The organism is Massilia aquatica (assembly GCF_011682045.1).
In the GTDB taxonomy this organism is placed as follows: domain Bacteria; phylum Pseudomonadota; class Gammaproteobacteria; order Burkholderiales; family Burkholderiaceae_D; genus Telluria_A; species Telluria_A aquatica.
This window is the reverse complement of the sequence record NZ_VVIW01000002.1, coordinates 64,970-90,327: the sequence shown is the minus strand read 5'-3', so window position 1 is coordinate 90,327 and position 25,358 is coordinate 64,970. Positions and strand designations below refer to the sequence as shown.

The 25,358-nt window shown below is 61.3% G+C and carries 22 protein-coding genes and 2 tRNA genes; 7 read left to right on the top strand and 17 right to left on the bottom strand.

Going from position 1 to position 25,358, the window contains the following annotated elements; all coding sequences use genetic code 11:
* Position 1: 1 nt before the first annotated feature.
* Positions 2-3,442 (bottom strand): chemotaxis protein CheB, encoded by a 3,441-nt coding sequence (locus F1609_RS03445; protein ID WP_229421627.1) that lies wholly within the window; start codon positions 3,440-3,442, stop codon positions 2-4.
* A gap of 110 nt (positions 3,443-3,552) precedes the next feature.
* Between F1609_RS03445 and F1609_RS03440 the strand changes: the two genes are divergently transcribed.
* Positions 3,553-4,203, top strand: a complete 651-nt coding sequence (locus tag F1609_RS03440; RefSeq protein ID WP_229421625.1) for an NAD(P)H-dependent oxidoreductase — start codon at positions 3,553-3,555, stop codon at positions 4,201-4,203.
* A gap of 39 nt (positions 4,204-4,242) precedes the next feature.
* Here the strand turns inward: F1609_RS03440 and F1609_RS03435 are convergent, their stop codons facing one another.
* A complete protein-coding gene (locus F1609_RS03435; RefSeq protein WP_167074743.1) occupies positions 4,243-4,605 on the bottom strand; it encodes a winged helix-turn-helix transcriptional regulator in 363 nt (120 codons plus the stop codon).
* A gap of 146 nt (positions 4,606-4,751) precedes the next feature.
* Between F1609_RS03435 and F1609_RS03430 the strand changes: the two genes are divergently transcribed.
* The 3 genes from F1609_RS03430 to fdhD all read left to right on the top strand — a co-directional run bounded on the left by F1609_RS03430 (position 4,752) and on the right by fdhD (position 9,123).
* Entirely contained in the window at positions 4,752-5,876 is a 1,125-nt protein-coding gene (locus F1609_RS03430) for a catalase family protein (RefSeq protein ID WP_167074741.1), read from the top strand.
* A gap of 98 nt (positions 5,877-5,974) precedes the next feature.
* A complete protein-coding gene (locus tag F1609_RS03425) occupies positions 5,975-8,284 on the top strand; it encodes an FdhF/YdeP family oxidoreductase (protein ID WP_167074738.1) in 2,310 nt (769 codons plus the stop codon).
* The gene (fdhD, locus tag F1609_RS03420; RefSeq protein ID WP_167074736.1) at positions 8,281-9,123 is read left to right on the top strand and encodes a formate dehydrogenase accessory sulfurtransferase FdhD; all 843 of its coding nucleotides are present in this window, start codon (positions 8,281-8,283) and stop codon (positions 9,121-9,123) included. Before F1609_RS03425 ends, fdhD begins: the two co-directional genes overlap by 4 nt.
* 140 nt (positions 9,124-9,263) lie before the next feature.
* On the opposite strand, the gene F1609_RS03415 is transcribed toward fdhD, so the two are convergent.
* From F1609_RS03415 to F1609_RS03400, 4 genes are all read right to left on the bottom strand, one after another.
* Positions 9,264-9,560, bottom strand: a complete 297-nt coding sequence (locus tag F1609_RS03415) for a type II toxin-antitoxin system RelE/ParE family toxin (RefSeq protein ID WP_167074734.1) — start codon at positions 9,558-9,560, stop codon at positions 9,264-9,266.
* Entirely contained in the window at positions 9,561-9,830 is a 270-nt protein-coding gene (locus F1609_RS03410) for a type II toxin-antitoxin system ParD family antitoxin (protein WP_167074732.1), read from the bottom strand. It lies immediately after the preceding gene.
* 179 nt (positions 9,831-10,009) lie between these two features.
* Positions 10,010-10,660 (bottom strand): M949_RS01915 family surface polysaccharide biosynthesis protein, encoded by a 651-nt coding sequence (locus tag F1609_RS03405; protein ID WP_167074730.1) that lies wholly within the window; start codon positions 10,658-10,660, stop codon positions 10,010-10,012.
* Positions 10,661-10,694: 34 nt separating this feature from the next.
* A complete protein-coding gene (locus F1609_RS03400; protein WP_167074728.1) occupies positions 10,695-11,582 on the bottom strand; it encodes a hypothetical protein in 888 nt (295 codons plus the stop codon).
* Positions 11,583-11,770: 188 nt separating this feature from the next.
* Here F1609_RS03400 and F1609_RS03395 point away from each other — a divergent pair, with 188 nt between their 5' ends.
* Complete coding sequence (locus tag F1609_RS03395; protein WP_167074726.1) at positions 11,771-12,184, top strand: hypothetical protein; 414 nt, start codon at positions 11,771-11,773, stop codon at positions 12,182-12,184.
* Between the two features lie 317 nt (positions 12,185-12,501).
* On the opposite strand, the gene F1609_RS03390 is transcribed toward F1609_RS03395, so the two are convergent.
* From F1609_RS03390 to F1609_RS03365, 6 genes are all read right to left on the bottom strand, one after another.
* Positions 12,502-12,576: transfer RNA gene (locus F1609_RS03390), tRNA-Arg, on the bottom strand.
* Positions 12,577-12,684: 108 nt separating this feature from the next.
* A tRNA-Pro gene (locus tag F1609_RS03385) sits at positions 12,685-12,761 on the bottom strand.
* Between the two features lie 159 nt (positions 12,762-12,920).
* Entirely contained in the window at positions 12,921-14,258 is a 1,338-nt protein-coding gene (glmM, locus tag F1609_RS03380; protein ID WP_167074724.1) for a phosphoglucosamine mutase, read from the bottom strand.
* Positions 14,259-14,272: 14 nt separating this feature from the next.
* Positions 14,273-15,133, bottom strand: a complete 861-nt coding sequence (gene folP / locus F1609_RS03375) for a dihydropteroate synthase (RefSeq protein WP_167074722.1) — start codon at positions 15,131-15,133, stop codon at positions 14,273-14,275.
* 97 nt (positions 15,134-15,230) lie between these two features.
* Complete coding sequence (gene ftsH / locus F1609_RS03370) at positions 15,231-17,120, bottom strand: ATP-dependent zinc metalloprotease FtsH (protein ID WP_167074720.1); 1,890 nt, start codon at positions 17,118-17,120, stop codon at positions 15,231-15,233.
* A gap of 191 nt (positions 17,121-17,311) precedes the next feature.
* Positions 17,312-17,998, bottom strand: coding sequence for an RlmE family RNA methyltransferase (locus F1609_RS03365; protein WP_099880503.1), 687 nt, complete (start codon positions 17,996-17,998; stop codon positions 17,312-17,314).
* A 41-nt stretch (positions 17,999-18,039) separates the two neighbouring features.
* Here F1609_RS03365 and F1609_RS03360 point away from each other — a divergent pair, with 41 nt between their 5' ends.
* Positions 18,040-18,510, top strand: a complete 471-nt coding sequence (locus tag F1609_RS03360) for a YhbY family RNA-binding protein (protein ID WP_166870080.1) — start codon at positions 18,040-18,042, stop codon at positions 18,508-18,510.
* A gap of 181 nt (positions 18,511-18,691) precedes the next feature.
* Here the strand turns inward: F1609_RS03360 and F1609_RS03355 are convergent, their stop codons facing one another.
* The 4 genes from F1609_RS03355 to carA all read right to left on the bottom strand — a co-directional run bounded on the left by F1609_RS03355 (position 18,692) and on the right by carA (position 24,123).
* A complete protein-coding gene (locus tag F1609_RS03355; RefSeq protein ID WP_167074718.1) occupies positions 18,692-19,153 on the bottom strand; it encodes a DUF4149 domain-containing protein in 462 nt (153 codons plus the stop codon).
* A complete protein-coding gene (gene greA, locus F1609_RS03350) occupies positions 19,153-19,632 on the bottom strand; it encodes a transcription elongation factor GreA (RefSeq protein ID WP_167074716.1) in 480 nt (159 codons plus the stop codon). Before greA ends, F1609_RS03355 begins: the two co-directional genes overlap by 1 nt.
* A 95-nt stretch (positions 19,633-19,727) precedes the next feature.
* The gene (carB, locus tag F1609_RS03345; protein ID WP_167074714.1) at positions 19,728-22,958 is read right to left on the bottom strand and encodes a carbamoyl-phosphate synthase large subunit; all 3,231 of its coding nucleotides are present in this window, start codon (positions 22,956-22,958) and stop codon (positions 19,728-19,730) included.
* A gap of 1 nt (position 22,959) precedes the next feature.
* On the bottom strand, positions 22,960-24,123 hold the full coding sequence (gene carA, locus F1609_RS03340) for a glutamine-hydrolyzing carbamoyl-phosphate synthase small subunit (protein WP_167074712.1): 1,164 nt from the start codon (positions 24,121-24,123) through the stop codon (positions 22,960-22,962).
* Between the two features lie 293 nt (positions 24,124-24,416).
* On the opposite strand from carA, the gene F1609_RS03335 reads away from it, so the two are divergent.
* Positions 24,417-24,830 (top strand): hypothetical protein, encoded by a 414-nt coding sequence (locus tag F1609_RS03335; protein ID WP_167074705.1) that lies wholly within the window; start codon positions 24,417-24,419, stop codon positions 24,828-24,830.
* Between the two features lie 52 nt (positions 24,831-24,882).
* Here F1609_RS03335 and F1609_RS03330 read toward each other — a convergent pair whose 3' ends face one another.
* Entirely contained in the window at positions 24,883-25,278 is a 396-nt protein-coding gene (locus tag F1609_RS03330; protein ID WP_167074703.1) for a c-type cytochrome, read from the bottom strand.
* Between the last annotated feature and the right edge of the window lie 80 nt (positions 25,279-25,358).

Here is a 25,358-nt window from a genome sequence, read left to right as displayed (position 1 = left end):
GTCAGCTTTCCTGATGAATGCGGCGCTCCAGCAAGGCCTGCGCCTCTTGCACGATCTGCTGCAAGGCCGCGCCGGAAGCGCTGCCTTGCTTCAATACCGCCAGCGTCTGGCGCAAGGTGTCGGCCAGTTGCCTGCGCTCGGTAACATCTTCCTTGACGGAGATGAAATAGCCCGGCTCGGGCGAATACAGTTCGCAGCTGATCCATTGCGCACCATCATTGCAGGCGACGTCCAGGCGCTCCGGCTTGCCGGTGGTCGCCACCCGCGCGCAGGCGGCGAACAGGTCCGCACTGAAGGGATGGATCGCGCTGTCCAGTTCCGACTGGCGCTTGCCGGCCGCATCTTGCAGCCCGGTCAGTTCCCTGAACTTTGGATTGACTTCGAGTACCAGGAAATCGCGCGCCACGCCGTCGTCCAGGATCAGCTGGTGGCAGGCAACCGCATTCAGCGAATGTTCCAGCAGTTGCCGGAAACGCGATTCGGAGCGTTTTTGCTCGGTGATTTCCCAGGCCATGCCGGAGACGCCGATAATTGCCCCCGCCTGGTCGCGCGCCGGCTCGGCAAAAAAGTCGTAGTAGCGGGTCGTGCCGTGCAAGTGCGCGGTCGTTTCGGTGTGCACGCTGACGCCTTGCTCGAGCGCCTGGCGTTTGAGCGCGGTCAGGCGCGCGGCGTCTTCCGGCGGCAACAGGTCGGCGTCGGTCTTGCCGATGGCGTCGCCGGCGCGCAGTTGCGGCTGCAGGTTATGGACCCAGGTGTAGCGCAGCTCGCGGTCCTGGCTGAACACGGTCAGCGGCGCATGTTCGATGGCGATGCGAAAGCGCTCGTCGCTCAGCCGCAAGGCGCGTTCCAGCGTTTTCGAGGCACTGATGTCGATGAAGGTGATGACTACGCCATCGATGCGGTTGTCTTGCGTACGGTAAGGCATGATGCGCACGGTGAACCAGCGCCCGTCGAGCGCGCTGACCTGGACTTCGCGGAATACCAGCGAACGCAGCACTTCGCGGGCATCCTCGGCCAGCGAGGGATAGTCGAGCGTGCTGACCAGGTCGGTGACCGGACGGCCGGCATCGCTGGGAATGAGCTTGATGATGCCGGTGATGCGATTGGTAAAGCGCCGGATGCGCATGTCTTCATCGAGAAACAAGGTGGCGATGTCGGTGCTGTTGAGCAGGTTTTTCATGTCGTCGCTGGCCTGCGACAATTCGTCGACCTTGGCCGACAGTTCATGATTAACCGTCTGCAACTCTTCATTCATCGACTGCATCTCTTCCTTGGAGGTGGTCAATTCCTCGTTGGTGCTTTGCAATTCCTCGTTGGTACTTTGCAGCTCTTCATTGGTCGACTTCAGCTCTTCCTGCGAGGTCTGCATTTCTTCGCGGGCGCGTTGCAGCTCCTCGCGCGACTGGGCGATTTCTTGCGTCATTGCATCCATGCGCTCGGCCTCGGCGCCGGCCAACTGACCCTTGCGCGGTGTTTTGACGCGCGCGGCCGGCTGGTCGGAGAACACGATCAAGACCATGCCGCGCAGCGGCGCCGGCTCTTGCAGGCTGTGCACTTCCACATTGACCAGCAGCGCGCCGTCGTTGCTCCCCACGCGTAAACCCCTGAGCACCTGGCTGCCCTGCTCGCGCACGACGCGGGCAAAGACTTCGTTCAAGGCGCCGGCCAGCCCTTCACGCGCCATGGCGAAAATGTTCAAGTTGGCCTTGCCGGCGGCCGGCTCCAGGTATTTGCCGGTCTTGCCGCTGATGTAGATCAGGTCGCCCTTGTCGGTGGTTAGCACCGCAGCCGGCGAAAACCGTTGTTGCAGAAGCGAGTCGATCAGCGTTTGCACGCTGGAGCCGCCCGGCTGGGCCAGGGTGGCGGGCGGCGGCGGATCGACCAGCCCTTTGCGGGCGCGGCCGTAAATCGAGGCCGGGAAATCGACCGGCTCGGTGCGCGGGCTGCTTTCGCGGCGCTGGTAAATGCGGGTCTTCCCCGGCCAGGCCGTAAACAGGTCGCTGGCCGCGCCCACCGTTTCGGCGCTGCCCAGCACCAGGATGCCGCCCGGGCGCAGGCTGTAGTGAAACAGGGGCAGCAGCTTTTTCTGCAGGTCCGCTTCCAGGTAGATCAGCAGGTTGCGGCAGGTCAGCAGGTCGAGCTTGGTGAACGGCGGGTCCATCACCAGGTTTTGCGGTGCGAAGGTGACCATTTCACGGATTTCCTTGCAGACGCGGTAGCCGCCGTCGCGCTCGACGAAGTAGCGGCGCAGGCGCGCCTGGCTGACGTCGGCGGCGATGCTGTCGGGGAACTCGCCGGCGCGCGCGCGGTCGATCGCATCGCTGTCGAGGTCGGGGGCGAAGATTTGCAGGGTGAAGCGCCCTTCCGGCTTGATACGCTCGAGCGTATCGCGAAACGCCATGGCCAGCGAATACGCTTCTTCGCCGGTGGAACAGGCCGGGGTCCAGGCGCGCAGGGTGGCGCCTTGCGGATGAGCGGCCAGCAGCGCGGGAATGGCCTCGTTTTCGATCTGCTCCCACACCGCCGCATCGCGGAAGAAACTGGTCACGCCGATCAGCAATTCCTTGAACAGCAGCTGGGCTTCGTGCGCGTTCTCGCGCACATAGCGCACATAGTCGGCGATGCTGCCCAGCTGATGCATGCTCATGCGGCGTTCGATGCGGCGGTAAATGGTGCTTTTCTTGTAGAACGAGAAATCATGGCCGCTCTGGGCGCGCAGCAGCACCACGATTTTTTCGAGCGCGCTGCCGTCGGCATCGGAAAAGCTCAGTTCGGGCGGGGCCACCTGCAAGGGCGCCTGGCGGCGGTAGTCGAGGATGCGGGCGGCCAGTTCTTCCGCGGGCGCCACCACGTCGGCCAGGCCGCCGTCGATGGCGCTGCGCGGCATGCCGTCGAACTTGGCCGAGTCCGGATCCTGGACGAACACCGCGCCCGCGTTTTCCTTGATCGCCCGCAAGCCCAGCGAGCCATCCGCACCCATGCCGGAAAGAATGACAGCGATCCCGTTGGCTTGTTGGTCGGCAGCAAGCGAGCGCAGGAAGAAGTCGATCGGCAAGCGCAGCCCGCGCGGCGCGGCCGGTTCGAGCAGGTGCAGCACGCCGTGCAGGATCGACAGGTCGCGGTCGGGCGCGATGATGTAGAGGTGATCCGGTTCGACCCGCAGGCGGTCCGTGACCTCCACCACGGGCATGGCGGTACTGCGCTGGAGCAGCTCGACCATGATGCTTTTGTGCACCGGATCGAGGTGCTGCACGACCACGAACGCCAGGCCGCTGCCGGCCGGCACGCCGGAGAGAAACAATTCGAGCGCTTCCAGGCCGCCGGCCGAGGCGCCGATGCCGACGATGGCACGCGGCATGCCGCTCGCATCGACGGCCTCGGCATCAGGCACGCCAGCGGGCAGCGTGGTGGACGGGAACGGCGGCGTGCTGGTTTTTCTCATGGCGGGCTGATGGTACATCGTAGGAGTTGAACCGCGTCGCTGGCGGCGGCAGGCACCGGACCGTACTATAACATTCAGGCCTGCGCGCCAGTGCCGTCGCTTGTGGCGGCATGGGCCCGGGCAGGCACATTTTTGTACCTACTTCACAGCATCCGGCATCGCCGATACGATGGGCCCACTTCGACACTCCTGCATCGGCATCCATGAAAAAGCTCATTATCGCGACCCATCCGGACCTTGCTGCGTCCACCGTCAACAAGCGCTGGCTGCAAGAAGCGCAGCAACGGGACAGCGAATTCACCGTGCACCAGCTGTATCAGCGCTATGGCGCGGGCAAAGCGCTCGACGTGGCGCTGGAACAGGCGCTATTGCTGGAACACGAGGCCGTGATCTTCCAGTTTCCCTTCTACTGGTTCAGCACACCTCCCCTGTTGAAACAATGGCTCGATGAGGTGCTGCTGCCCGGATTTGCCTACGGGCGCCAACCGGAACATCGCAAGCTGGAGGGCAAGCGCATCGGATTTGCGATTTCGGCCGGCATACGGCAAAAAGATTACCAGCGCGAGGGGCGTTATCGCCATACGGTGGAAGAATTGATCGCACCGCTGACGGCGACGTTTTCATATGTTCATGCGACAAGTGTGCCGCCATTCGTATTTTACGGAGCGGAATACGACCCGACCAATCCGGACATTCCCGATATCCGGCCGGCGCTTGAACACAGCGCGCAGGGTTATCTGGCGTATCTGCGCAGCGTCTGAGCGGGACGTGGCGGAAGGCGGATCGAGCCCACGCGGGGACTATGGCTGCGGTGGCGGCATCGGTGGATTGACGCCACGCGTTGCCAGGTAATCCTGGCCCCAATTGCACATCGCGTCAATAATCGGCGCAAGCGTGGCGCCAAGGGGCGTGACCGCATATTCCACCATGGGGACCTTGCCGGGGGTGGAGCGTTTCGCGATCAGGCCATCGGCTTCCAGGTCCCTGAGTTGCTCGGTCAGCACTTTCTGCGTGATGCCGAACATCATGCGGCGTAGCTCGCCCGAGCGCGTCGTGCCTTCCATCAGATGGCACAGGATGGCGCATTTCCATTTGCCGCCGATGAGCATGACAGTCGCATCAATCGGGAAGTTGATCGTTCGTTTTGCCAGTGTGTTTTTCATCGCCGCGTGACAGAAGCGCAAAGGCGCGTTGATCGATTATATCGGCCCAGCGGAACAATCGCATTTGCACTATCGGTATGCCATTGCACAGACGCATCTGCGAAGACCGTGCAACATGCACTTCTGCAAACCCACATGGAACTGACATGCAAACGACTCCCGGCCTGGCCATCACGCCACTGCGCTACGACCCAGCCTTTGAAATCGAGGAAGAAGGCGAGGCCGACACCACGAAAGGCATGCTGGACAGCCTCAAGCACATTTCTTCCACCACCTACGAGCACAGCGGACACGCGACGCGCAGCGTGCATGCCAAATCCCACGGTTTGCTGCTGGGTACACTGAGCGTGGCCGAAGGGTTGCCAGCCGTCTATGCCCAGGGACTGTTTGCCGCGCCCGGCACCTGGCAAGTGGCCATGCGGCTGTCGACCACCCCCGGCGACGTGCTGGATGACAAGGTATCGACGCCACGCGGCATCGGCATGAAAGTCGTCGGCGTGCCTGGCGCGCGGGTCGCGGGCAGCGAAGGCGACGCGACGCAGGACTTCGTGCTGGTCAATGGCCCGGTTTTCCTGGCCCCGAGCGCCAAGAAATTCGCCGGCAGCCTCAAGCCCCTGGCGGCCACGACCGACAAGGTGCCGAACCTGAAGCTTGCCTTCTCCGCCGTGCTGCGCGGCACCGAAAAACTCATCGAGGCGGTGGGCGGCGAGAGCGGGACCATCAAGTCGATGGGCGGCCACCCGGAAACCCATCCGCTCGGCGACACGTATTTCAGCCAGGCGCCGATCCTGTACGGCGACTACATGGCCAAGATCTCACTGGCGCCAGTGTCGCCCGAACTGACCGCCCTGACCGGCAAGGAGCTCGACTTGTCCGGCACGCCGGACGGCCTGCGCGACGCGGTGATGCAGCATTTCGCCACGCATGGCGGCGAATGGATCTTGCGGGTGCAACTGTGCACCAACCTGGAGACGATGCCGATCGAAGATTCGTCGGTTGAATGGCCGGAGGAACAAAGCCCCTGGGTCACGGTGGCGCACCTGCGCGCCCTGCCCCAGCCGGCCTGGAGCGAAGGGCTGGCGAAAGCGGTCGATGACGGGATGCAGTTCAACCCGTGGCACGCGCTGGCGGCCCATCGCCCCATCGGATCGATCATGCGGGTACGCAAGGCCGCGTATGCGATGTCGAAACAGTTTCGCGCGCAACGCAACGACATGCCGATTGCGGAGCCGCGCGACCTGGCCATGCTGGCGCCGCTCACAGCACTGTAGCAACGCCGGCGGGCGCGGTCTTCAGTCCAGCGTGCGCGATTGAACAGACCGGGGAGCGCGCCCCGGTCACACTCGACGCTCCATTGTAAGGGGCGGCCATGAGCGACAAAGTAGAAATCAAGCACGACAACGCGCCTGCGGGCGGCTGGGGATCGCTCAAGGAAGTGGCGCAGATCCTCAGGCAGGAAGAAGCGATTGGCGCAGTCGGCAAGGTCCTGTTGCACCAGAACAAAACGGATGGCTTCGCCTGCGTCAGCTGTGCCTGGGCCAAGCCGGCCAATCCGCATCCTTTCGAATTTTGCGAAAGCGGCGCCAAGGCGACCGCGTGGGAACTGACCGGCAAAACGGCGACCCCGGACTTTTTCGCCACGCACACCCTTAGCGAACTGGAAAGCTGGAGCGACCATGCGCTCGAGGAAACCGGGCGCCTGACCGAACCGCTGCGCTGGGACGCCGCCACCGACAAGTACCTGCCGGTCGGCTGGAGCGAAGCGTTTGCCGACATAGGCGGCCGGTTGCGCGGCATGGATGCCAAAAGCGTGGTCTTTTACAGCTCGGGCCGCGCCTCGCTGGAAGCGTCGTATATGTATCAGTTGCTGGCACGCCTGTACGGCTGCAACAACCTGCCCGACAGTTCCAATATGTGCCACGAAAGCACCTCGGTAGCCTTGCCGAAGACCATTGGCGTGCCGTGCGGCACCGTGGTACTGGACGATTTCGACAAGACCGACTGCATCTTTTTCTTCGGCCAGAATGTCGGCGTCAACAGCCCGCGCATGCTGCACCAGTTGCAGGAAGCCCGCAAACGCGGCGTGCCGATCATCACTTTCAATCCCCTGCGCGAGCGCGGGCTGGTCAGTTTCACGAACCCGCAGTCGCCGCTCGAAATGCTGACCGGCGCCGAAACCTGCATCAGCACCCAGTATTACCAGCTCAAGGCGGGCGGCGACACGGCGGCGATCATGGGCTTGTGCAAGGCCTTGCTGGCGGCCGACGACGCAGCGCGCGCCAGCGGCCTGACAAGCGTGCTCGACCACGATTTCCTGGCGCAGCACAGCGCCGGCTTCGACACCTTTGCCGAGGCCGTGCGCGCATGCGGGTGGCCCGACATCGAACGCGAGTCCGGATTGACGCGGGGCGATCTTGAGACTGCGGCGGCCGTGTATGCCGGGGCCAAGGCGGTGATCGGCGTGTATGGCATGGGCTTGACCCAGCACCGCAATGGCGTGCAGAACGTGCACATGGTCAGCAATCTGCTCCTCCTGCGCGGCAATATCGGCAAGCCGGGCGCGGGCATTTGTCCGGTGCGGGGCCATTCCAACGTGCAAGGCCAGCGCACCGTCGGCATCACCGAAAAACCGGAACTGGCGCCGCTCGACAAACTTGCCGCGCAATACGACTTTGCACCGCCGCGCCAGAAAGGCATGAATACGGTCGAGGCTTGCCAAGGGATGCTGGCCGGAACGGTCAGCGCCTTTATCGGACTTGGCGGCAATTTCCTGCGCGCAGTGCCGGAAACCGGCCTGATGGAACCGGCCTGGCGGCGGGTGCCGCTCAGCGTGCAGATCGCGACCAAGCTCAATCGCAGCCACCTGATCCATGGCAAAGTTGCGTACTTGCTGCCCTGCCTGGGGCGGATCGAAATCGACCGCCAGGGCGGCGTCGAGCAAGCCGTCTCGGTGGAAGACAGCACCGGCTGCATGCACGGTTCCCATGGGCGGGCCGAGCCGGCATCGAGCAGCCTGTTGTCGGAACCGGCCATCATCGCGGGCATTGCCAAGGCGCTGTTGCCAGCCTCGCCCAAGCTCGACTGGGACGCCTGGGTGGCCGACTATGCGCTCATCCGCGACGCGATTGAAGCGACCTACCCTGACATTTTTGGGCAATTCAACGCGCGCCTGTGGACGCCCGGGGGCTTTCGCAAACCGGTGCCCGCCTCCGAGCGCATCTGGAAAACGCCGAACGGCAAGGCGAATTTCATTGCGCCTGAAGGGCTGGATGCGAATCCGGACCTGACCTTGTCGGGCGAGAACACCTTGCGGCTGTTTACGGTGCGCTCGGACGGCCAGTTCAATACCACGATTTACAGCAACGACGACCGTTTTCGCGGCGTGTATGGCACCCGCATGGTGCTGTTCATGTGCCGCAGCGACATGGACCGGCTCGGCTTCGGCGAGGGCGACCTGGTGACCGCGCGCACGCCGTCCGACGATGGCGTGTTGCGTTCTGTCAGCGGATTGCGCATTACGGAGTACTCGGTGCCGGCAGGTTGCATCGCGGGGTACTTCCCGGAATGCAATCCGTTGATCCCGCTCTGGCACCACGCGAAGGAAAGCATGGTGCCCGCCGCCAAGGCGATCGACGTGTGCCTGGAGCGCGATGTTGCCGCAGCGACGGCGGCGGCATGAACGCCTGCACCAGGCTGGAACTGGGGCTGGCCGATTGCGCGCAAGAGACGTTGCCGGACACTGCACTGGCCTTGCCGGTCTATGACACCCGCAATGCCACCACCGCCGACCAGTGGGTGCTGGAAGAAACGCCGGTTGCGCTGGCCTACAACGGCATTACGCACGCGGTCATGCTGGCCACGCCGCAGGATCTGGAGGATTTTGCGCTGGGCTTCAGCCTCAGTGAAGATATTGTGCGTGACCGGCGCGACGTGTTCGAGATTGACATTGCGGCCCGCGCGCAGGGTGTGGAAGTGGCGCTGCGCATCGCCGGCAGCGCCCTGCATCGCCTCAAGCAGACTCGGCAGATGCGCACCGGGCGTACCGGCTGTGGCCTGTGCGGGGTGGAAAGCCTGGCGCAGTTTTCCACGCCCAGTCCGGTCGTTGCCGATCGCACGCGCGTACGCGCGGCGGCTTTGCATCGGGCCATGGCATCGCTGCCGGATCACCAGCGATTGCATCAGCTGACCGGGGCCGCGCATGCAGCCGGCTGGGCGGACGCGGACGGCAAACTGCTGCTGGTACGCGAAGACATCGGCCGCCACAACGCCCTGGACAAACTGATCGGCGCGATGGCGTGCAGCGGGTTGCCGCCAGCACAAGGGTTTTGCGTACTCACCAGCCGCGCCAGTTACGAGATGGTGCAGAAGGCGGCGCGGGCTGGCATCGGCCTGGTCGCCGCCGTGTCGGCGCCCAGCGCGCTGGCCGTGCGTGTGGCGCAGCAGGCTGGCTTGACCCTGGCCGGGTTTGTGCGCAACGGACAGCATGCTGTTTATAGCCACATTGATCGGGTGGAGTAAAGGAACTGATGCGGAGTAACGTGTTCCCGACAAAGATTAGGCCGTGTTACGCCATAGCCACAGCGTGAGCTGACAACACTCCTCTCACCGGCATCATTCCGTCGATCCTTGACGCCTCCTGGCGGCGTTTTTCACCAGGATCACTTGGGATGGAACAGCGCATCCATGTCGCGCGCGCCGTGCAGCACGCGGACAAGTTCTATTCCACGTTTAGTCGGCAGATAGAAAAGAACATAGCGCTCGAAAGGAAAACTCCTTACGCCAAGGCAGAGTTCATCCCGCACGCGGCCAAGATCGGGCTGCTGAGCCAGAAGACACATTTTTGCATTCAGCCTGCCAATAAAAGCGTCCGCCTGCATCAAGCTGTCCTGCGCGATGAAATCCCATATTTCGTCAATGTCAATACGGGCGCGCGGGAGGACAGTGACAGTCGACATTCAGGCACCACTTTCAACCTTGGCCCCGCGCCTTAGGTGTCCGGCCCGAATAATATCGTCTGCATCCCATTCAACTGCAGGTCCGCTGCTCAATCCGTCCTGTATATCCTTGCGAAGTCGAGCAAGCGTTGCCAGTTGTTTTTGGTCGTGCTCAAGCATGAGCCGAAGCGCATCGTGAACGACGTCGCTCGGCGATGCGTACAATCCCGAAGCCAACTTTTCGCGAACCATTTCTTCAAACTGCGGCGCTAACACGATTTTCATGTCCATTCTGACTCCCTCATCGCTGATAACGGGTAAAAAGCATGAGCTATGGTTGTTGGACATCTTCATAAAAAAAAGGTTCACTCTTCGGTTGAGCGTACGCCCACATCGTAACCCAAGCAGGACAATCGGGCACGGTAGGAACCCGTCAACTTGCGCCGACGAGCACCGTTCCGGTCAAGACCTCAGCGTTCGATGTAGACCTTGTCGCGGATGAATTGCAGATGCGCCTTGAAGACGGCATTTTCCTTCCTGGACAGCGATGGATCGAACACCAGTTCGCCCCCGAAACGCCTGTCTCCTGTGCCGACCAGCGTCTGTCCGCGCGCGGCGAATTTTTGCGCGCCCTGGCGCATGATCACCTTCAAGGTGCTGGAATCGACCCCTCCGTTGCAAAAATACTTGTAGGGAACGGTGACTTCGGCGATGCCATTTTGGTCGAGATCGGTGATGGTGATGTATTTCGGGAAAAAGTTGGCTGATGAATCGATGATCGGACAATCGTTCACCTCCTCGATCAGCCATTCACGCGCCCAGCGGTTGGCCTTACGCGCGTACAGCGAGGCGAACAATTCGTAGCGCTCCTCGTCGTCGCCGGGCGTGGCGTTGTCCGCAGTCGATGCACCAGTGCGCATGCTCACTACCAGGATATGCTCGCCGCCGGCGTCCAGGATGCGCGCCGCCTTGACCAGCTTGCCCGGCACGGCAATCCGTTCGGCTTTCAGGAATGCGGCCGTGACCGGCGCGTGCTCGACGGCGGCGCACGCCGGCAGCGGTGCCGCGGAGCATAGCAACAGGCAAAGGGGCAACAAGGAAACAGCAAATTTGATCGGCATGAAGGAAGCAGGTCTGGTCGAAAAACAAAGTATTTCAGGGTAAGGGAATGACCGTGCTGCGCCAGGCGTGGCCGTCGCATTCCCACAGCGTGCTCCACGAGGTGATGACCAGTTTGTCGCCGATCACCGCTGCGCGGCTGCTGGAAAAGTCCTGTACTTTGATGGCTGTGCTGCCCTCGATGCGAAACAAACCGAGTTGACTGGCACAGACGTACAACCCGCCATTGTAGCAAACCACGTTGCCAATACAGCAATCGGCGTGCTCGCCATGATCGGTGATGAGTTCGATCCGCTCCCATGTATCGCGCCCGTCCCATCGATACAACACGCCACGCCAGCCGCCAATATAAATTTCCCGATCCGACGTGCAGAAGACCTGGGTCAATTCGGTATTGACCGGAACCGACTCCACCTCGGCCCACCCGGCGCCATCGAACAGCAAGACGATCCCCTTGGCGCCGACCGCAACACCGAAGTCGGCACGCAGGACATGCAGCGTATGCAGCCATCCGGACGAAAACGTCCTGGAGATGTTCCGGCCATCCCAGTGGGACACGCCGCCGTTGTAGGCCAGCCAGCAATCGGTGTCGCTCACGCCGTCGATACAGTGGATGCTCCCAACGCCCGCATCCATTGCGTCACGCGTGCTGCCGGTGACGCGAATGACTTCGCCGTCCACCGATCCGATCAAATACGACTCCGGACTCAGGCGCGACATCTGCATGCCCCACGTTTCGATACTGTAAAGAACCTGCCACGCCAGTCCCTCGGGCCGGGATGTGACCGCGACGATGCAACAGATTGTTTCGTCGTCACCGGCCCTGTCGCTCCAGTTACCCAGAACAAAGTACTCGTCTGGTTTGTTTCCGGGAATGACATCGAGAATCGAGCTGTCGATGTCTGTTTCCGATAATGTTGTCATGTTGATCGCCTTCAGCGTGGGACGCGGCGCCGTGCTCGTCGTTGTGTGATGAGAACCGCCGCTGTCCAGGAAACAACGGCTGCAAGTTCTGGCATGATATTAAACTATACATGACCGATCAAACACCTCGCATTAGCAGGACATGGCCGGAATTTTTTACCTCGTCCAGGGACATCAGGAGCGCATCAATGACATTGGAAGATAGTATCAAGTTGTATGGGCTGCGCCCGCCCGCTCGGGAGCAGCTCGATCAAATCAGGAATAGATTGGCCGAGGAGACTGAACAGGAACGGCGCGTGCAAGGCAAAGGCGATACTGAGCTGGCCAAATTGTGCTGCGTCCAGCTATTCAGTCATGGCATGCTGGAAGATATCCTGAGGATCTGGCATGCCAAAACCGCCAGCATGGATGCGTACTGCGGCATCGATATTCAACTCCTATGCGGCGCGGGGCTGAACGCGACCAAAGAATATTTGCAAAAAACCGATTCTGATTCCGCTCAACAAGCCCTGCTTCGCATTGCCGAATGTGAAAGTGCCGGGGATTTCGACGGTTTTACGATTGACGGGCAAATGGGGTTTTACGAAGACTATTATTCGTGATCAAATCACGCAATGAGAATAGCGGCCTCCAAGCCACGGATTTTTCGCCTGCTTTACATGATCGGAGATTCTATAGTGGGGCATTTTTCATTAATCCGGGGATGGCTGGAATGCGACTTCGACGATGTTGAAAAAATACGAACCAGCGTGGAGCAGCATTGGGAATCGTTTGGCGATTACGCGCTGACCGAGCAACAGGCGGAGCTGTATAAAACAGGATGGGTTTTTCCCACAGCACCGATGAACCATGTCGCTCTGATATTTTACGGAGGCGATGTGAGGAATTACTTCACTGGTTTCTTCAAAGAGAAAGAAGATGGTCCGCCTGGAGGGAATCGAACCCCCATGATCGCTTTAGAAGAGCGAGGTCCTATCCGTTGAACGACAGGCGGTGTTGATGATGTCACTATTTTACCCGAGCTGAGGGCAATTTTCCGCAAAGAGAACCGTCGCGGAAATGAAAACGGGCTGTCAAATGAATGACAGCCCGTTCTTTAACTTGGTCGGAGTACAAGGATTCGAACCTTGGACCCCCTGGTCCCAAACCAGGTGCGCTACCGGACTGCGCCACACTCCGAAGACGTTATTATACGTCGGGGGAATCGCAAACGTCAACGGCACATCGTGAAGTTTTCTGTGAAATGTTGAAAACAGGAAAACTATGCCGAAGCACCACGAAACCGCCTACCGGCACGCCCATGCAAGCGGCGCGCCCTCCCCCGCCGCTACGGTCTGTTTATGCCGGCACCTTGCTGGCGATCCGGCGCGCGGTCGATTCGGCGACCTGCGCATTCTTCGCTTCCACCATCACGCGGATCAGCGGCTCGGTGCCCGATGCGCGGATCAGCACGCGGCCCGTATCGCCCAGCTCGGCTTCCACGGCGTCCTTCTCGGCCACCATCTCGGCAGACTTGGTCCAGTCGAAGCCGGACGGCACTTTGACGTTGATCAAGGTCTGCGGATACAAGACCAGTTCCTTGCAGCACTTGTCCAGGCCCTTGCCGCTACGCTTGAGCGCAGACAGCACCTGCAGCGCCGACACGATACCGTCGCCGGTGGTGTGCTTGTCGAGCGCCAGCAAGTGGCCTGAGCCTTCGCCGCCGAACAGCCAGCCGTTCTCTTTCATCACTTCCAGCACGTAGCGGTCGCCCACCTTGGCGCGCGCGAAGCCGACGCCAAGTTCCTTGAACGCCACTTCCAGCGCCATATTGGTCATCAGGGTGCCGACGGCGCCGGCCACCGGGCCGGTCGTCATGCGGTCGCGCACCATGACGTACAGCAGTTCGTCGCCGTTGTAGATGCGGCCGGCGCTGTCGCACATGACCAGGCGGTCGGCGTCGCCGTCGAGCGCAATGCCCAGGTCGGCGCGGTGTTCGAGCACGGCCTGCGCCATGGCTTTCGGTGCGGTCGCGCCAAAGCCGTCGTTGATGTTAAAGCCGTTCGGCTTGTTGCCGATGGCAATGACTTCCGCGCCCAGCTCGTGGAACACGTGCGGCGCGATGTGGTACGCGGCGCCGTGCGCGCAGTCGAGCACGATGCGCAGACCGCGCAGGTCGAGTTCGTTCGGGAAGGTGCTCTTGCAAAATTCGATGTAGCGGCCCTTGGCATCTTCCAGGCGCTTGGCGCGGCCCAGCTTTTCGGCGGGAACGCATTGCATCGGCTGGTCGATCATGGCTTCGATTTCTTGTTCGACCGCGTCCGGCAGCTTGGTGCCGTGCTCGGAGAAGAACTTGATGCCGTTATCCTGGAACGGGTTGTGCGACGCGGAAATCACGACACCGGCGGACAGGCGCAGCGCGCGCGTCAGATAGGCCACGGCCGGGGTCGGCATCGGGCCGGCCAGCATCACGTCCACGCCGGCGGCGTTGAAGCCCGCTTCCAGCGCGGATTCGAGCATGTAACCCGAGATGCGGGTGTCCTTGCCAATCAACACCGTCGGACGGCCCGAGGCGGCGTTGGTCTTGGCCAGGACGTTACCAGCGGCGTAGCCGAGGCGCATCACGAAATCAGGGGTGATCGGCGCCACGCCCACCAGCCCACGCACACCGTCCGTACCGAAATATTTACGTGCCATGTTTTCTCTTTTGCTCAGTGAATGAATGAATGAATAAATGAATGTGTCGTGCCAGCTTGCCACACGGTGAGTGCATCGACCGTTTCAACAACATCATGCACGCGTACGATGCGCGCGCCCTGCGCCACCGCAGCCAGGGCGCCGGCCAGGCTGCCGGCCAGGCGCTGCTCGACCGGCTTGCCGGTCACGGCCCCGATCATCGACTTGCGCGACACGCCCGCCAGCACCGGCAGCCCGAGTTCCTGCTGTAGCTTGCCGATGTTGCGCAGCAAGGCGTAGTTGTGCTCCACCGTCTTGCCAAAACCAAATCCGGGATCGATGCAGATGCGCTGGCGCTCGATGCCGATGGCCAGCATGGCCTCGATGCGCTCGCGCAAAAAATCCGTCACCTCGCGCACCACGTCATCGTAGCTTGGGGCCTGCTGCATGGTCTGCGGCGAGCTCTGCATGTGCATCACGCACAGCGCGCAGTCGCTGCCCGCCACCGCCGCCAAAGCGCCGGGCGCCCGGAAGGCGTTGATGTCGTTGATCATGTCGACCCCGGCCAGGATCGCTTCGCGCATGACCTCGGGCTTGTAAGTGTCGATCGACAAGGGTTTACCGAGATCGCGCAGCGCGTACAGCACCGGCATCACGCGCCGCAGTTCCTCGTCCAGCGCCAGGGCCGGCGCCCCCGGACGGCTCGATTCGCCGCCGATGTCGATCAGGTCGACGCCCTCGATCACCATGTCCTCGGCACGCGAGAGTGCGAATTCGAGCGAACCGAAGCGCCCGCCGTCCGAAAACGAGTCGGGCGTGACGTTGAGGATGCCCATGACCAGGGGTTTGGCCACCAGATCGAAGCCGAAACGGCCGCATTGAAAATATTGTCGCATTGCGTCTACATCATGATGTTAATCGTTCGACCATAAAAAATGCCGCTCAGTCTTGTCTGAACGGCATTATATACAAGCTTGCAAGAACCGGAGAGATTTACGCCGGTGCTGTCGCGTTCGGTGAAACACCGCCCGGGCCGCTGTCGCCCGGAGGCGGCGTACGCTTGGTCAGCACACCCGACTTCGGCTCGCGTGGCTCGTTGCCGGCCATGATGTCATTGATCTGGTCGGCGTCGATGGTTTCCCAGTCGAGCAGCGCCTGGGTCATTTTTTCGACCTTGTCGCGATTCTCTTCGAGCAAGCGGCGCGAGAGCGCGTACTGCGTGTCGAGGATCGAACGGATCTCGGCATCGACCTTTTGCTGGGTTGCCTCGGAAATCGTCTTGGTAGCGCCGCCGAAGAAACCTTCGTTTTCGCTGTCTTCGTAGACCATCACGCCCATGCTGTCGCTCATGCCGAAACGCGTCACCATCGAGCGCGCCAGTTTGGTGGCACGCGAGAAGTCGTTTGACGCGCCGGTCGACATTTGACCGACGAACAGTTCTTCGGCGATACGGCCACCGAACAGGATCGAGATTTCTTCCAGCATCTTGTCCTTGTAGCCGGACAGCACATCGTGTTCAGGCAGCTGCCAGGTCAGTCCCAGCGCATAACCGCGCGGCATGATGGTGACCTTGTGAACCGGGTCAGCCTTTGGCAAGAGCTTGGCGATGACGGCGTGGCCCGACTCGTGGTACGCGGTGTTGCGGCGCTCTTCTTCACGCATGACCATCGATTTACGCTCGGGACCCATGTAGATCTTGTCTTTCGCGTCTTCGAAGTCGCTCATTTCCACCAGGCGCTTGCTGCGGCGCGCGGCGAACAGGGCTGCTTCGTTGACCAGGTTGGCCAGGTCGGCGCCCGAGAAGCCAGGCGTACCGCGTGCCAGGATGTCGGCCTTGACGTCGGCGCCGATAGGCACCTTGCGCATGTGCACATTGAGAATCTGTTCGCGGCCGCGGATGTCCGGCAGGCCGACCATGACCTGGCGGTCGAAACGGCCCGGACGCAGCAGCGCTTTGTCGAGCACGTCGGCGCGGTTGGTGGCGGCAACGACGATCACGCCGGAGCTGGCTTCAAAACCGTCCATCTCGACCAGCAATTGATTCAGGGTCTGTTCGCGCTCGTCGTTACCGCCGCCCATGCCGGCGCCACGGTGACGGCCGACCGCGTCGATCTCGTCGATGAAGATGATGCAAGGCGAGTGCTTTTTAGCGTTCTCGAACATGTCGCGCACGCGGCTTGCGCCGACGCCGACGAACATTTCGACGAAGTCCGAACCGGAAATCGAGAAGAACGGCACCTTGGCTTCGCCGGCGATGGCGCGCGCCAGCAGGGTTTTACCCGTGCCCGGAGGGCCGACCATGAGTACGCCGCGCGGAATACGGCCGCCCAGCTTCTGGAATTTGGTTGGATCTTTCAGGAAGTCGACGATTTCGTTGACTTCTTCTTTTGCTTCGTCGCAACCGGCGACATCGGCGAAGGTAACGGTGTTGTTGGTTTCATCCATCATGCGGGCCTTCGACTTGCCGAAGGAGAACGCACCACCCTTGCCGCCGCCCTGCATCTGGCGCATGAAGAAAATCCAGACGCCGATCAGGAGCAGGAACGGGAACCAGGAAATGATCACGGTTTGCAGGAACGAGGTTTCTTCAGGCGGTTTGATGTCGAAGCGAATGCCTGCATCGCGCAGGTCGCCCACCAGGCCGCGGTCGAGCAAGGTGGCGGTGGCGCGCACTTTGGTATCGTCGGTACGGGTGGCGGTAATGTTCGGTCCCTCGATCAGCACTTCCTTGATGCGCCGTGCCTTCACGTCATCGAGCAGTTCGGAATAAGCGATGGGCTTGCTGCCGCCGGCAACGTTGTGGTTGTCGAACTGCCGGAACAGCATGAACAACAACAGGGCAACGACTACCCAGATAGCGGATTTTGAAAACATATTATTCACGAAAACTCCTTCGATGCAGGCGCATCTTTTACCGATTTTAGAACGCCGATTTTACTCGCAATAAGCAGGCGGTGCCACGCACGCCCCGCTGCCAGGCCGAAAAACTACTGAAAAGCCATGAAAATCAGGCAACTCTTACCCAATTTCCATGCCTTTTGCGGCTTTCCTTGGCTGATGTGCGGCTAAACCCATCAAATATCAAGGGGAGATTCTTCTTCCAGCGCGGTATTCTTGTCGGTAGGATTCTTCAGGCCCTTGCCGACGAGGAAGATTTCGGACGATTTGTCGCGGCTGGCCTTCGGCTTGATCTGCTTGACGACCTTGAACTCGGCCCGGAACTTCTCCACGATCTGGCTGAAACCCATGTCCTTGAAACATTTGACCACCAGGGCACCGCTTGGTTTCATGTGGAATTGCGAAAACTCAATCGCCAGGTCGATGAGGTGCTCCATGCGGGCCGAATCGGCCGTGGGGATGCCCGACAGGTTGGGCGCCATGTCCGACAGCACCAGGTCGCACTTGCGGCCGGCCAGGATGGTGTCGAGCTGGCGCAGGATGCGCGCCTCGCGGAAGTCGCCCAGGATAAAATGCATGTCGGCGATCGGCTCCATCGGCAGCATGTCGAGGCCGATGATGGTGCCGTTGATGCCGCCGCCATCCTTGCCGGCCAGTTTACGGCGCACGTACTGGCCCCAGCTGCCCGGGGTGCAGCCGAGGTCGACGATGACCTGGCCGGATTTGATCAGCTTTTCGCTCTCGTCGATTTCCTTGAGCTTGTAGGCGGCGCGTGCACGGTAACCCTCTTTCTGCGCTAACTTCACGTAGGGGTCGTTTATGTGGTCGTGCAACCAGTTTTTGTTTAATTTGTTCTTTGCCATTCGCGTAGAATACTGCTTTTAAAGGATTATCTAAAAATATTATGCAAAAACTTACCCCCGTCGAGCGCAGCGCACTGCGCGCTGAAGCGCATGCGCTCAAGCCAGTCGTCATCATCGGCGAAGCGGGTCTGACGCCAGCCGTGATCAAAGAGATCTCGGCCAGCCTCGACTCGCACGGCCTGATCAAGGTCCGCGTGTTCGGCGACGACCGCGCCATGCGCGCTGAAATCTACGAGAACATTTGTACCGAGCTCGATGCGGCTCCGGTGCAACACATCGGCAAACTGCTGGTCATTTACCGTCCCAAAGTGGAAGTGGTGAAAGAACGCAGCGGCAAGTCGGGTAAAGGAATGCGCGAAGTTACCATTGTTAAAGCGAGCGCAAGCGGTACCAAGCGCCCGTCCGTGACCAAGGTCATGATCAAGGGTAATGAGCGTGTGACGGAAGGCGGCACCATCAAGCGCGCCAAGCCGCGCCAGACCAGCCCTAAGAAAGGCGCGCTGGGGAAATAATCCCCGCGTTGCCGACACTGCCGTTCCTGCCTCTACAGCGTCGTTCCCGCGCAGGCGGGAACCCATAGCACGCCTCAAATCACACGTGCTATGGATTCCCGCCGAGGGCCGCCTTGGCGCGGGAACGACGAGGTTAGTGGCAGGAACAAATTAGTCTTGATGCAAACAGTGGAACCGGACCTTATGGCCTTGGGTTCTTAAACACCAGCACCGCCGCAAGCACGCTCTGCGTCAAATACAACACCATCGACACCCCGTGCAGCATGCCGAACTGCTTGCGCGTAGCCGCTTCCATCACGCCGCCGGGCGCCGCCTCTTTGAGCGCCGCCATCATCGGCCCCAGCCCCAGGCTGCTGACCGCCTGTAGCGCCAGCATGCCCGCCACCACCAGCACCAGCAAACGACGCCGTTTAGCGTCGATACCTTTGTCCAGCGCCAGCACGGCCAGCAAACCCACGCCGCACACCAGCGACACGATCGCTTCGGTCCTGAACATGCTGCCCGCAATGGTCCCGGCCAGCACACTGTCGGACAGGGTGCGGAACAGGGTCGGGGCCACCAGGTAGCCCATCGTCCATAAACTGCCCGCCCATGCCGTTACCAGCAGCAGGCGGGCGGGTCCAAGCGCCCGCGCAAGCAACATTAGATGTACTTGACTTCGAGGATTTCGTATTCGCGCGGGCCGGACGGCGCCTGCACCTCGACCACGTCGCCGGCGTACTTGCCGATCAGGGCGCGCGCGATCGGCGAAGTGACCGAGACTTTATTGAGTTTCAGGTCCGCTTCGTCCAGGCCGACGATCTGGTAGGTCACCCTGGCGCCATTGTCCAGGTCTTCCAGGTCGACGGTGGAGGCGAACACCACGCGCCCTTCGGCGTCCAGGGTGGTCGGATCGATGATCTGCGCGGCGCCCAATTTGCCTTCCAGCTCCGCGATGCGGCCTTCGACGAATGCCTGGCGCTCCTTGGCGGCGTCGTATTCGGCGTTCTCGGACAAATCGCCATGCGAGCGCGCCTCGGCGATCGCGTCGATCACACTGCGGCGTTCCTTGGTCTTGAGCTGATGCAGCTCTTCCTTGAGCAGTTCGGCGCCGTATTTGGTAAGTGGAACAGATGTGTTCATGTCGTATTCGCGTTTCTACTGAAAAGTGAAAACCACAGGGCGCGCGATGGAGGATGTCCTTCGCGCGCCCTGTGGTCAGGGGTACTGCGTGCCGCTTAGTTTAAGGTTTTATGCAGGCCTTGTAAATCGTAGACCCGCAACTCGTCGAGATGACGCATGCCTTCGACCGCAGCCTCCGCACCCGCTATTGTAGTGTATGTCGTCACGCGCGCGGCCAAAGCTGAAATCCGGATCTGGCGCGAGTCGACAATCGCACTGCGTTTTTCTTCGACCGTGTTGATCACCAGCGCGATCTCGTGGTTCTTGATCATGTCGACAATGTGCGGACGGCCTTCGATCATCTTGTTGACGGCCTGGCACGGAATGCCCGCCGCGGTGATCACCGCCGCCGTGCCCTTGGTGGCCACGACCTGGAAGCCCATCGACTGCAAGTCGCGCGCCACTTTCACCGCGCGCGGCTTGTCCGAGCCCTTCACCGACAGGAACACCTTGCCCGATTCGGGCAGCTTGACGCCGGCGCCCATCTGCGACTTGACGAACGCTTCGCCGAAGGTCATGCCCACGCCCATGACTTCACCGGTGGACTTCATCTCGGGTCCGAGAATCGTATCCACGCCAGGGAATTTCACGAACGGGAACACGGCTTCCTTCACGCTGTAGAACGGCGGTACGACTTCGGTCGTGATGCCCTGCGATGCGAGGGTCTGGCCGACCATGCAGCGCGCCGCAATCTTGGCCAGCTGCAGGCCGGTCGCCTTCGACACAAACGGCACCGTGCGCGAGGCACGCGGGTTCACTTCCAGCACAAAGACCGTGTCGGTCATCACGCCATCGACGTCGGTCTTCTGGATCGCGAACTGCACGTTCATCAGGCCGATCACGTTCAGTCCCTTGGCCATCAGCGAGGTCTGGCGCTTGAGTTCATCGATGGTCTCTTGCGAGAGCGAATACGGCGGCAGCGAACAGGCCGAGTCGCCCGAGTGCACGCCCGCCTGCTCGATGTGCTCCATCACGCCGCCGATGAAGGTGGTTTCGCCGTCGGAGATGCAGTCGACGTCCACTTCAATCGCGTCGTTCAGGAAGCGGTCCAGCAGCACAGGCGAATCGTGCGATACCTTGACCGCTTCGCGCATGTAGCGTTCCAGGTCGCGCTGCTCGTGCACGATTTCCATCGCCCGCCCGCCCAGCACATACGATGGACGCACCACCAGCGGATAGCCGATTTCCTGCGCCAGCGCCAGTGCTTCAGGCTCGGTGCGCGCGGTGCGGTTAGGCGGCTGGCGCAGGCCCATTTTTTGCAGCATCTGCTGGAAGCGTTCGCGGTCTTCGGCCGCGTCGATCATGTCGGGCGAGGTGCCGATGATCGGCACGCCGTTCGCCTCCAGGTCGAGCGCGAGCTTCAACGGCGTCTGGCCGCCGTACTGCACGATTACGCCAACCGGTTTTTCGATGGCGACGATCTCCAGCACGTCTTCCAGGGTCAGCGACTCGAAGTACAGGCGGTCCGAGGTATCGTAGTCGGTCGACACGGTTTCCGGGTTGCAGTTGACCATGATGGTCTCGTAGCCGTCTTCGCGCATTGCCAGCGCCGCGTGCACGCAGCAGTAATCGAATTCGATACCCTGGCCGATGCGGTTCGGGCCACCGCCCAGCACCATGATTTTTTTCTTGTCGCTCGGGTTGGACTCGCACTCTTCGTCATAGGTCGAGTACATGTACGCGGTGTCGGTCGAAAATTCGGCCGCGCAGGTGTCAACCCGCTTGTACACCGGACGGATGCCCATCGCATGGCGCGTCTCGCGCACGACTTTGTCGGTCGTGTGCAACAGGAATGCCAGACGGCGGTCCGAGAAGCCTTTTTGCTTCAATTTGTACAGGGTCGGCTTGTCGATGGCTTCGAGCTTTTGGTTGTCGAGCCACAGTTCGATGTCGACGATTTCCTTGATCTGCACCAGGAACCACGGATCGATGTGGGTCAGCTGATGCACTTCTTCCAGCGTGAAGCCCTGGGCAAACGCATCGCCCACGTACCAGATGCGGTCGGGACCCGGCTCGCCCAGTTCTTCTTCGATCTTTTCGCGGTCGCGCGTTTTTTCATTCAGGCCATCGACGCCGACTTCCAAACCGCGCAGGGCCTTCTGGAACGATTCCTGGAAGGTGCGGCCGATCGCCATGACTTCACCGACGGACTTCATCTGGGTGGTCAGGTGATGGTCGGCAGCGGGGAATTTTTCGAACGTGAAGCGCGGGATCTTGACCACGACGTAGTCGATCGACGGTTCGAACGAGGCCGGGGTGGCGCCGCCGGTGATCTCGTTGCGCAGTTCGTCGAGCGTGAAGCCCACCGCCAGCTTGGCCGCGATTTTGGCGATCGGGAAACCGGTCGCTTTCGAGGCCAGCGCGGACGAACGCGAGACGCGCGGATTCATTTCGATGACGATCATGCGGCCGTCAGCGGGGTTGATCGCGAACTGCACGTTCGAACCACCCGTGTCGACGCCGATCTCGCGCAGCACCGCCAAGGAGGCGTTACGCATGATCTGGTATTCCTTGTCGGTCAGGGTCTGGGCCGGCGCCACGGTGATCGAGTCGCCGGTATGCACGCCCATGGCGTCCAGGTTTTCGATCGAGCAGATGATGATGCAGTTGTCCGCCTTGTCGCGCACCACTTCCATCTCGTACTCTTTCCAGCCGATCAGGGACTCTTCAATCAGCAGTTCCTTGGTCGGCGACGCTTCCAGGCCGCGCTTGCAGATGGTCTCGAATTCTTCTTCGTTGTAGGCGATGCCCCCGCCCGTGCCACCCATGGTGAACGATGGACGGATGATGGTCGGGAAACCCATCTCGCGCTGCACGACCCACGATTCTTCCATCGAGTGGGCCACGCCGGAACGCGCCGAACCGAGACCGATCTTGGTCATCGCTTCCTTGAACTTGGAGCGGTCTTCGGCCTTGTCGATGGCTTCCGGCGAGGCGCCGATCAGTTCCACGTTGTACTGTTTGAGCACGCCGTTGTTGTGCAGGTCGAGCGCGCAGTTGAGCGCGGTCTGGCCGCCCATGGTCGGCAGGATCGCGTCGGGACGCTCCTTGGCGATGATGCGCTCGACGACCTTCCACGTGATCGGCTCGATGTAGGTCACGTCCGCCATTTCCGGGTCGGTCATGATGGTCGCCGGGTTGCTGTTGACGAGGATGACTTTATAGCCCTCCTCGCGCAGCGCCTTGCACGCCTGGGCGCCGGAATAATCGAACTCGCAAGCCTGGCCGATGATGATCGGGCCTGCGCCAATAATCAGAATACTTTTAATGTCACTACGCTTTGGCATATTAATTTTTCTCCGCGGCTTGCATCAGGCTGATGAAGCGGTCAAACAGGTAAGCTACATCGTTCGGGCCCGGCGACGCTTCAGGGTGGCCCTGGAAGCAGAAGGCCGGCTTATCAAGGCGGGCGAAGCCCTGCAGCGAGCCGTCGAACAGCGATACGTGGGTCACGCGGCAGTTGGCAGGCAGGGTTTGCGCGTCGACCGCGAAACCGTGGTTCTGCGAGGTGATCATCACCTTGCGCGAATCGAGATCCTGCACCGGGTGATTGGCGCCGTGGTGGCCGAACTTCATCTTGAGCGTGCGCGCGCCGGAAGCGAGCGCCATGATCTGGTGACCGAGGCAGATGCCGAAGGTCGGGATGCCGCGCTCGATCAGCTCGCGGCTGGCCGCGATCGCGTAGTCGCACGGTTCCGGGTCGCCCGGGCCGTTGGCGAGAAAAATCCCGTCCGGGTTCAACGCCAGCGCATCGGCGGCGCTGGACTGGGCCGGCAGCACTGTCACTTTGCAGCCACGTTCGGTCAGCATGCGCAGGATGTTGCGCTTGACGCCGTAGTCGAAGGCGACGACATGAAATGTAGGGTCGGTCAGCTTGCCGTAGCCCTGGCCGAGTTTCCATTCGGTCTCGGTGAATTCGTAGGCGGCGCTGGTCGAGACCACCTTGGCCAGGTCCATGCCGGCCAGGCCCGGGAACGAACGCGCCAGTTCCAGCGCCTGCACCTGCGAAGGCTCGTTGCCCTGCGTGCCGACCAAAATGGCGCCGCCCTGCGCGCCCTTTTCGCGCAACAGGCGGGTGAGCTTGCGGGTGTCGATGCCGGAGATGGCGACGATGTTTTCGGCTTTAAGGTAATCGGACAGCGACTGGGTCGAACGGAAGTTCGATGCCAGCAGCGGCAGGTCACGGATGATCAGCCCTGCGGCGTGGACCTTGCTTGCCTCGACATCTTCCGGATTGACGCCCGTATTGCCAATATGCGGATAGGTCAGCGTGACCAGTTGGCGCGAATAGCTTGGATCGGTCAGGATTTCCTGATAACCGGTCATGGCCGTGTTGAACACGACTTCCCCGGTAGTATGGCCGGCGGCGCCAATGGAAATACCTTTAAATATCGTTCCATCGGCGAGAGCCAGGATGGCTGGAACGGCGGGGCCAGAAAAAAATGGCGGCAAGGGCAACTCCTGATAAAGTTACCGTAGCTGCGCCACGTCAGACCGACGACCATGGTTCCCGGTGCGCTTGGCGCTCAGGGGGATGGTGTCATTTTGAATGAGGGAGTGTGGGTAGTCGCTACGGTAGGTGTATGAATGGCTAAACCTCCAAATTATAGCGCAACGCGGGCTTTCCGGCAATCGCCGGCGGGCGCATTTGCATCGCTTTTCGCGCTTTTACTGGACATCGCCAACCGTCCTCTATACATTTGAGAGAGCATCCTCCGGCAAACCATTTACCAGGAAATGTGATTATGTCTACGTTTGGAAGAGATACGCCGATGGAGCGCCCCAACCCGGGCGGGCGGGCAGCCGTATTCGTGCCCAAGATTAACGCGGAAGACGCAGTCAAGGAGATGCTGAAAAACGGCTCGGGCATGGTCGGCTTCGGCAACAGCGACGGCTCGGTCACCGTCTACTTCGAAAACAACCGCTTTAACGATTCAAGCCTGCACAAATGGGAAAGCAAGGTGTGGAAGGCGTACGGCAGAATGGTCGAACTCTCGCCCACTGTTAACAAGCTGGTGTGCGACGCCAGCAACCTGGCGCAGGTAGGCTTCGTGCAGGGACCCGAAATCGAGGTGCGCGACATGGACCTGCTGATGGCGTGGCTGGAACGCACCAATGCGGTCGATTCCGCGCCTGCGGGGCCGCTGATTCACGCCTGAGCGCAGGCTCAGACCGGAGTGGAATGCCGCTTTGGCGGCAGAGTGCCGGCGATCACTTCGCTCGGCCCGAGCTCATGTAAAACACCGCGTCGCGCACCGCGTCGCCCGACAGCGCCGGCGCGCCCCCTTTGGGCGGATGCGCCCGGAAGCCGTCGGTCGCGTGCCGTACCAGCACCTCGAAACCTTGTTTGTTGCGCGCCTCCCAAGCAGGCCGGTCGGTCGGGCGTGGCGCATTGGCAATCGCGGTCGCATGACAGACCATGCATGATTCGTCGTACACCTTGCGTCCGCGCACCAGCGCGCCGGCCTCGTCAGCGGCCCCGGGCCTGCTCGCGCCGGCCGCGGCCCGCCGGTCGAGGCCGGCGTTGCCGGTCGCCATGGCGCTGCTACTGCCGAGCATGCAAACCATGGCAAACGACGCCAGCGACACCTTGCACATCGCACTCATTGCAGTCCTTTGAATAGTCAGGCGCCGGTGCCGGGCCCGCTTCTGTCGCGAGCAGAGCGGCCGCGCAAACCCGATAGGAT

Bases quoted from the DNA above. Each gene is read 5' to 3' on its own strand.
- greA (WP_167074716.1), bottom strand. From the start codon at position 19,632: ATGAACACATCTGTTCCACTTACCAAATACGGCGCCGAACTGCTCAAG.
- F1609_RS03425 (WP_167074738.1), top strand. From the start codon at position 5,975: ATGAGCGACAAAGTAGAAATCAAGCACGACAACGCGCCTGCGGGCGGC.
- F1609_RS03430 (WP_167074741.1), top strand. From the start codon at position 4,752: ATGCAAACGACTCCCGGCCTGGCCATCACGCCACTGCGCTACGACCCA.
- F1609_RS03445 (WP_229421627.1), bottom strand. From the start codon at position 3,442: ATGAGAAAAACCAGCACGCCGCCGTTCCCGTCCACCACGCTGCCCGCT.
- F1609_RS03365 (WP_099880503.1), bottom strand. From the start codon at position 17,998: ATGGCAAAGAACAAATTAAACAAAAACTGGTTGCACGACCACATAAAC.
- F1609_RS03415 (WP_167074734.1), bottom strand. From the start codon at position 9,560: ATGTCGACTGTCACTGTCCTCCCGCGCGCCCGTATTGACATTGACGAA.
- F1609_RS03400 (WP_167074728.1), bottom strand. From the start codon at position 11,582: ATGACAACATTATCGGAAACAGACATCGACAGCTCGATTCTCGATGTC.
- glmM (WP_167074724.1), bottom strand. From the start codon at position 14,258: ATGGCACGTAAATATTTCGGTACGGACGGTGTGCGTGGGCTGGTGGGC.
- F1609_RS03435 (WP_167074743.1), bottom strand. From the start codon at position 4,605: ATGAAAAACACACTGGCAAAACGAACGATCAACTTCCCGATTGATGCG.
- F1609_RS03410 (WP_167074732.1), bottom strand. From the start codon at position 9,830: ATGGACATGAAAATCGTGTTAGCGCCGCAGTTTGAAGAAATGGTTCGC.
- F1609_RS03355 (WP_167074718.1), bottom strand. From the start codon at position 19,153: ATGTTGCTTGCGCGGGCGCTTGGACCCGCCCGCCTGCTGCTGGTAACG.
- F1609_RS03330 (WP_167074703.1), bottom strand. From the start codon at position 25,278: ATGAGTGCGATGTGCAAGGTGTCGCTGGCGTCGTTTGCCATGGTTTGC.
- fdhD (WP_167074736.1), top strand. From the start codon at position 8,281: ATGAACGCCTGCACCAGGCTGGAACTGGGGCTGGCCGATTGCGCGCAA.
- F1609_RS03335 (WP_167074705.1), top strand. From the start codon at position 24,417: ATGTCTACGTTTGGAAGAGATACGCCGATGGAGCGCCCCAACCCGGGC.
- F1609_RS03405 (WP_167074730.1), bottom strand. From the start codon at position 10,660: ATGCCGATCAAATTTGCTGTTTCCTTGTTGCCCCTTTGCCTGTTGCTA.
- F1609_RS03395 (WP_167074726.1), top strand. From the start codon at position 11,771: ATGACATTGGAAGATAGTATCAAGTTGTATGGGCTGCGCCCGCCCGCT.
- carB (WP_167074714.1), bottom strand. From the start codon at position 22,958: ATGCCAAAGCGTAGTGACATTAAAAGTATTCTGATTATTGGCGCAGGC.
- F1609_RS03440 (WP_229421625.1), top strand. From the start codon at position 3,553: ATGGGCCCGGGCAGGCACATTTTTGTACCTACTTCACAGCATCCGGCA.
- F1609_RS03360 (WP_166870080.1), top strand. From the start codon at position 18,040: ATGCAAAAACTTACCCCCGTCGAGCGCAGCGCACTGCGCGCTGAAGCG.
- folP (WP_167074722.1), bottom strand. From the start codon at position 15,133: ATGCGACAATATTTTCAATGCGGCCGTTTCGGCTTCGATCTGGTGGCC.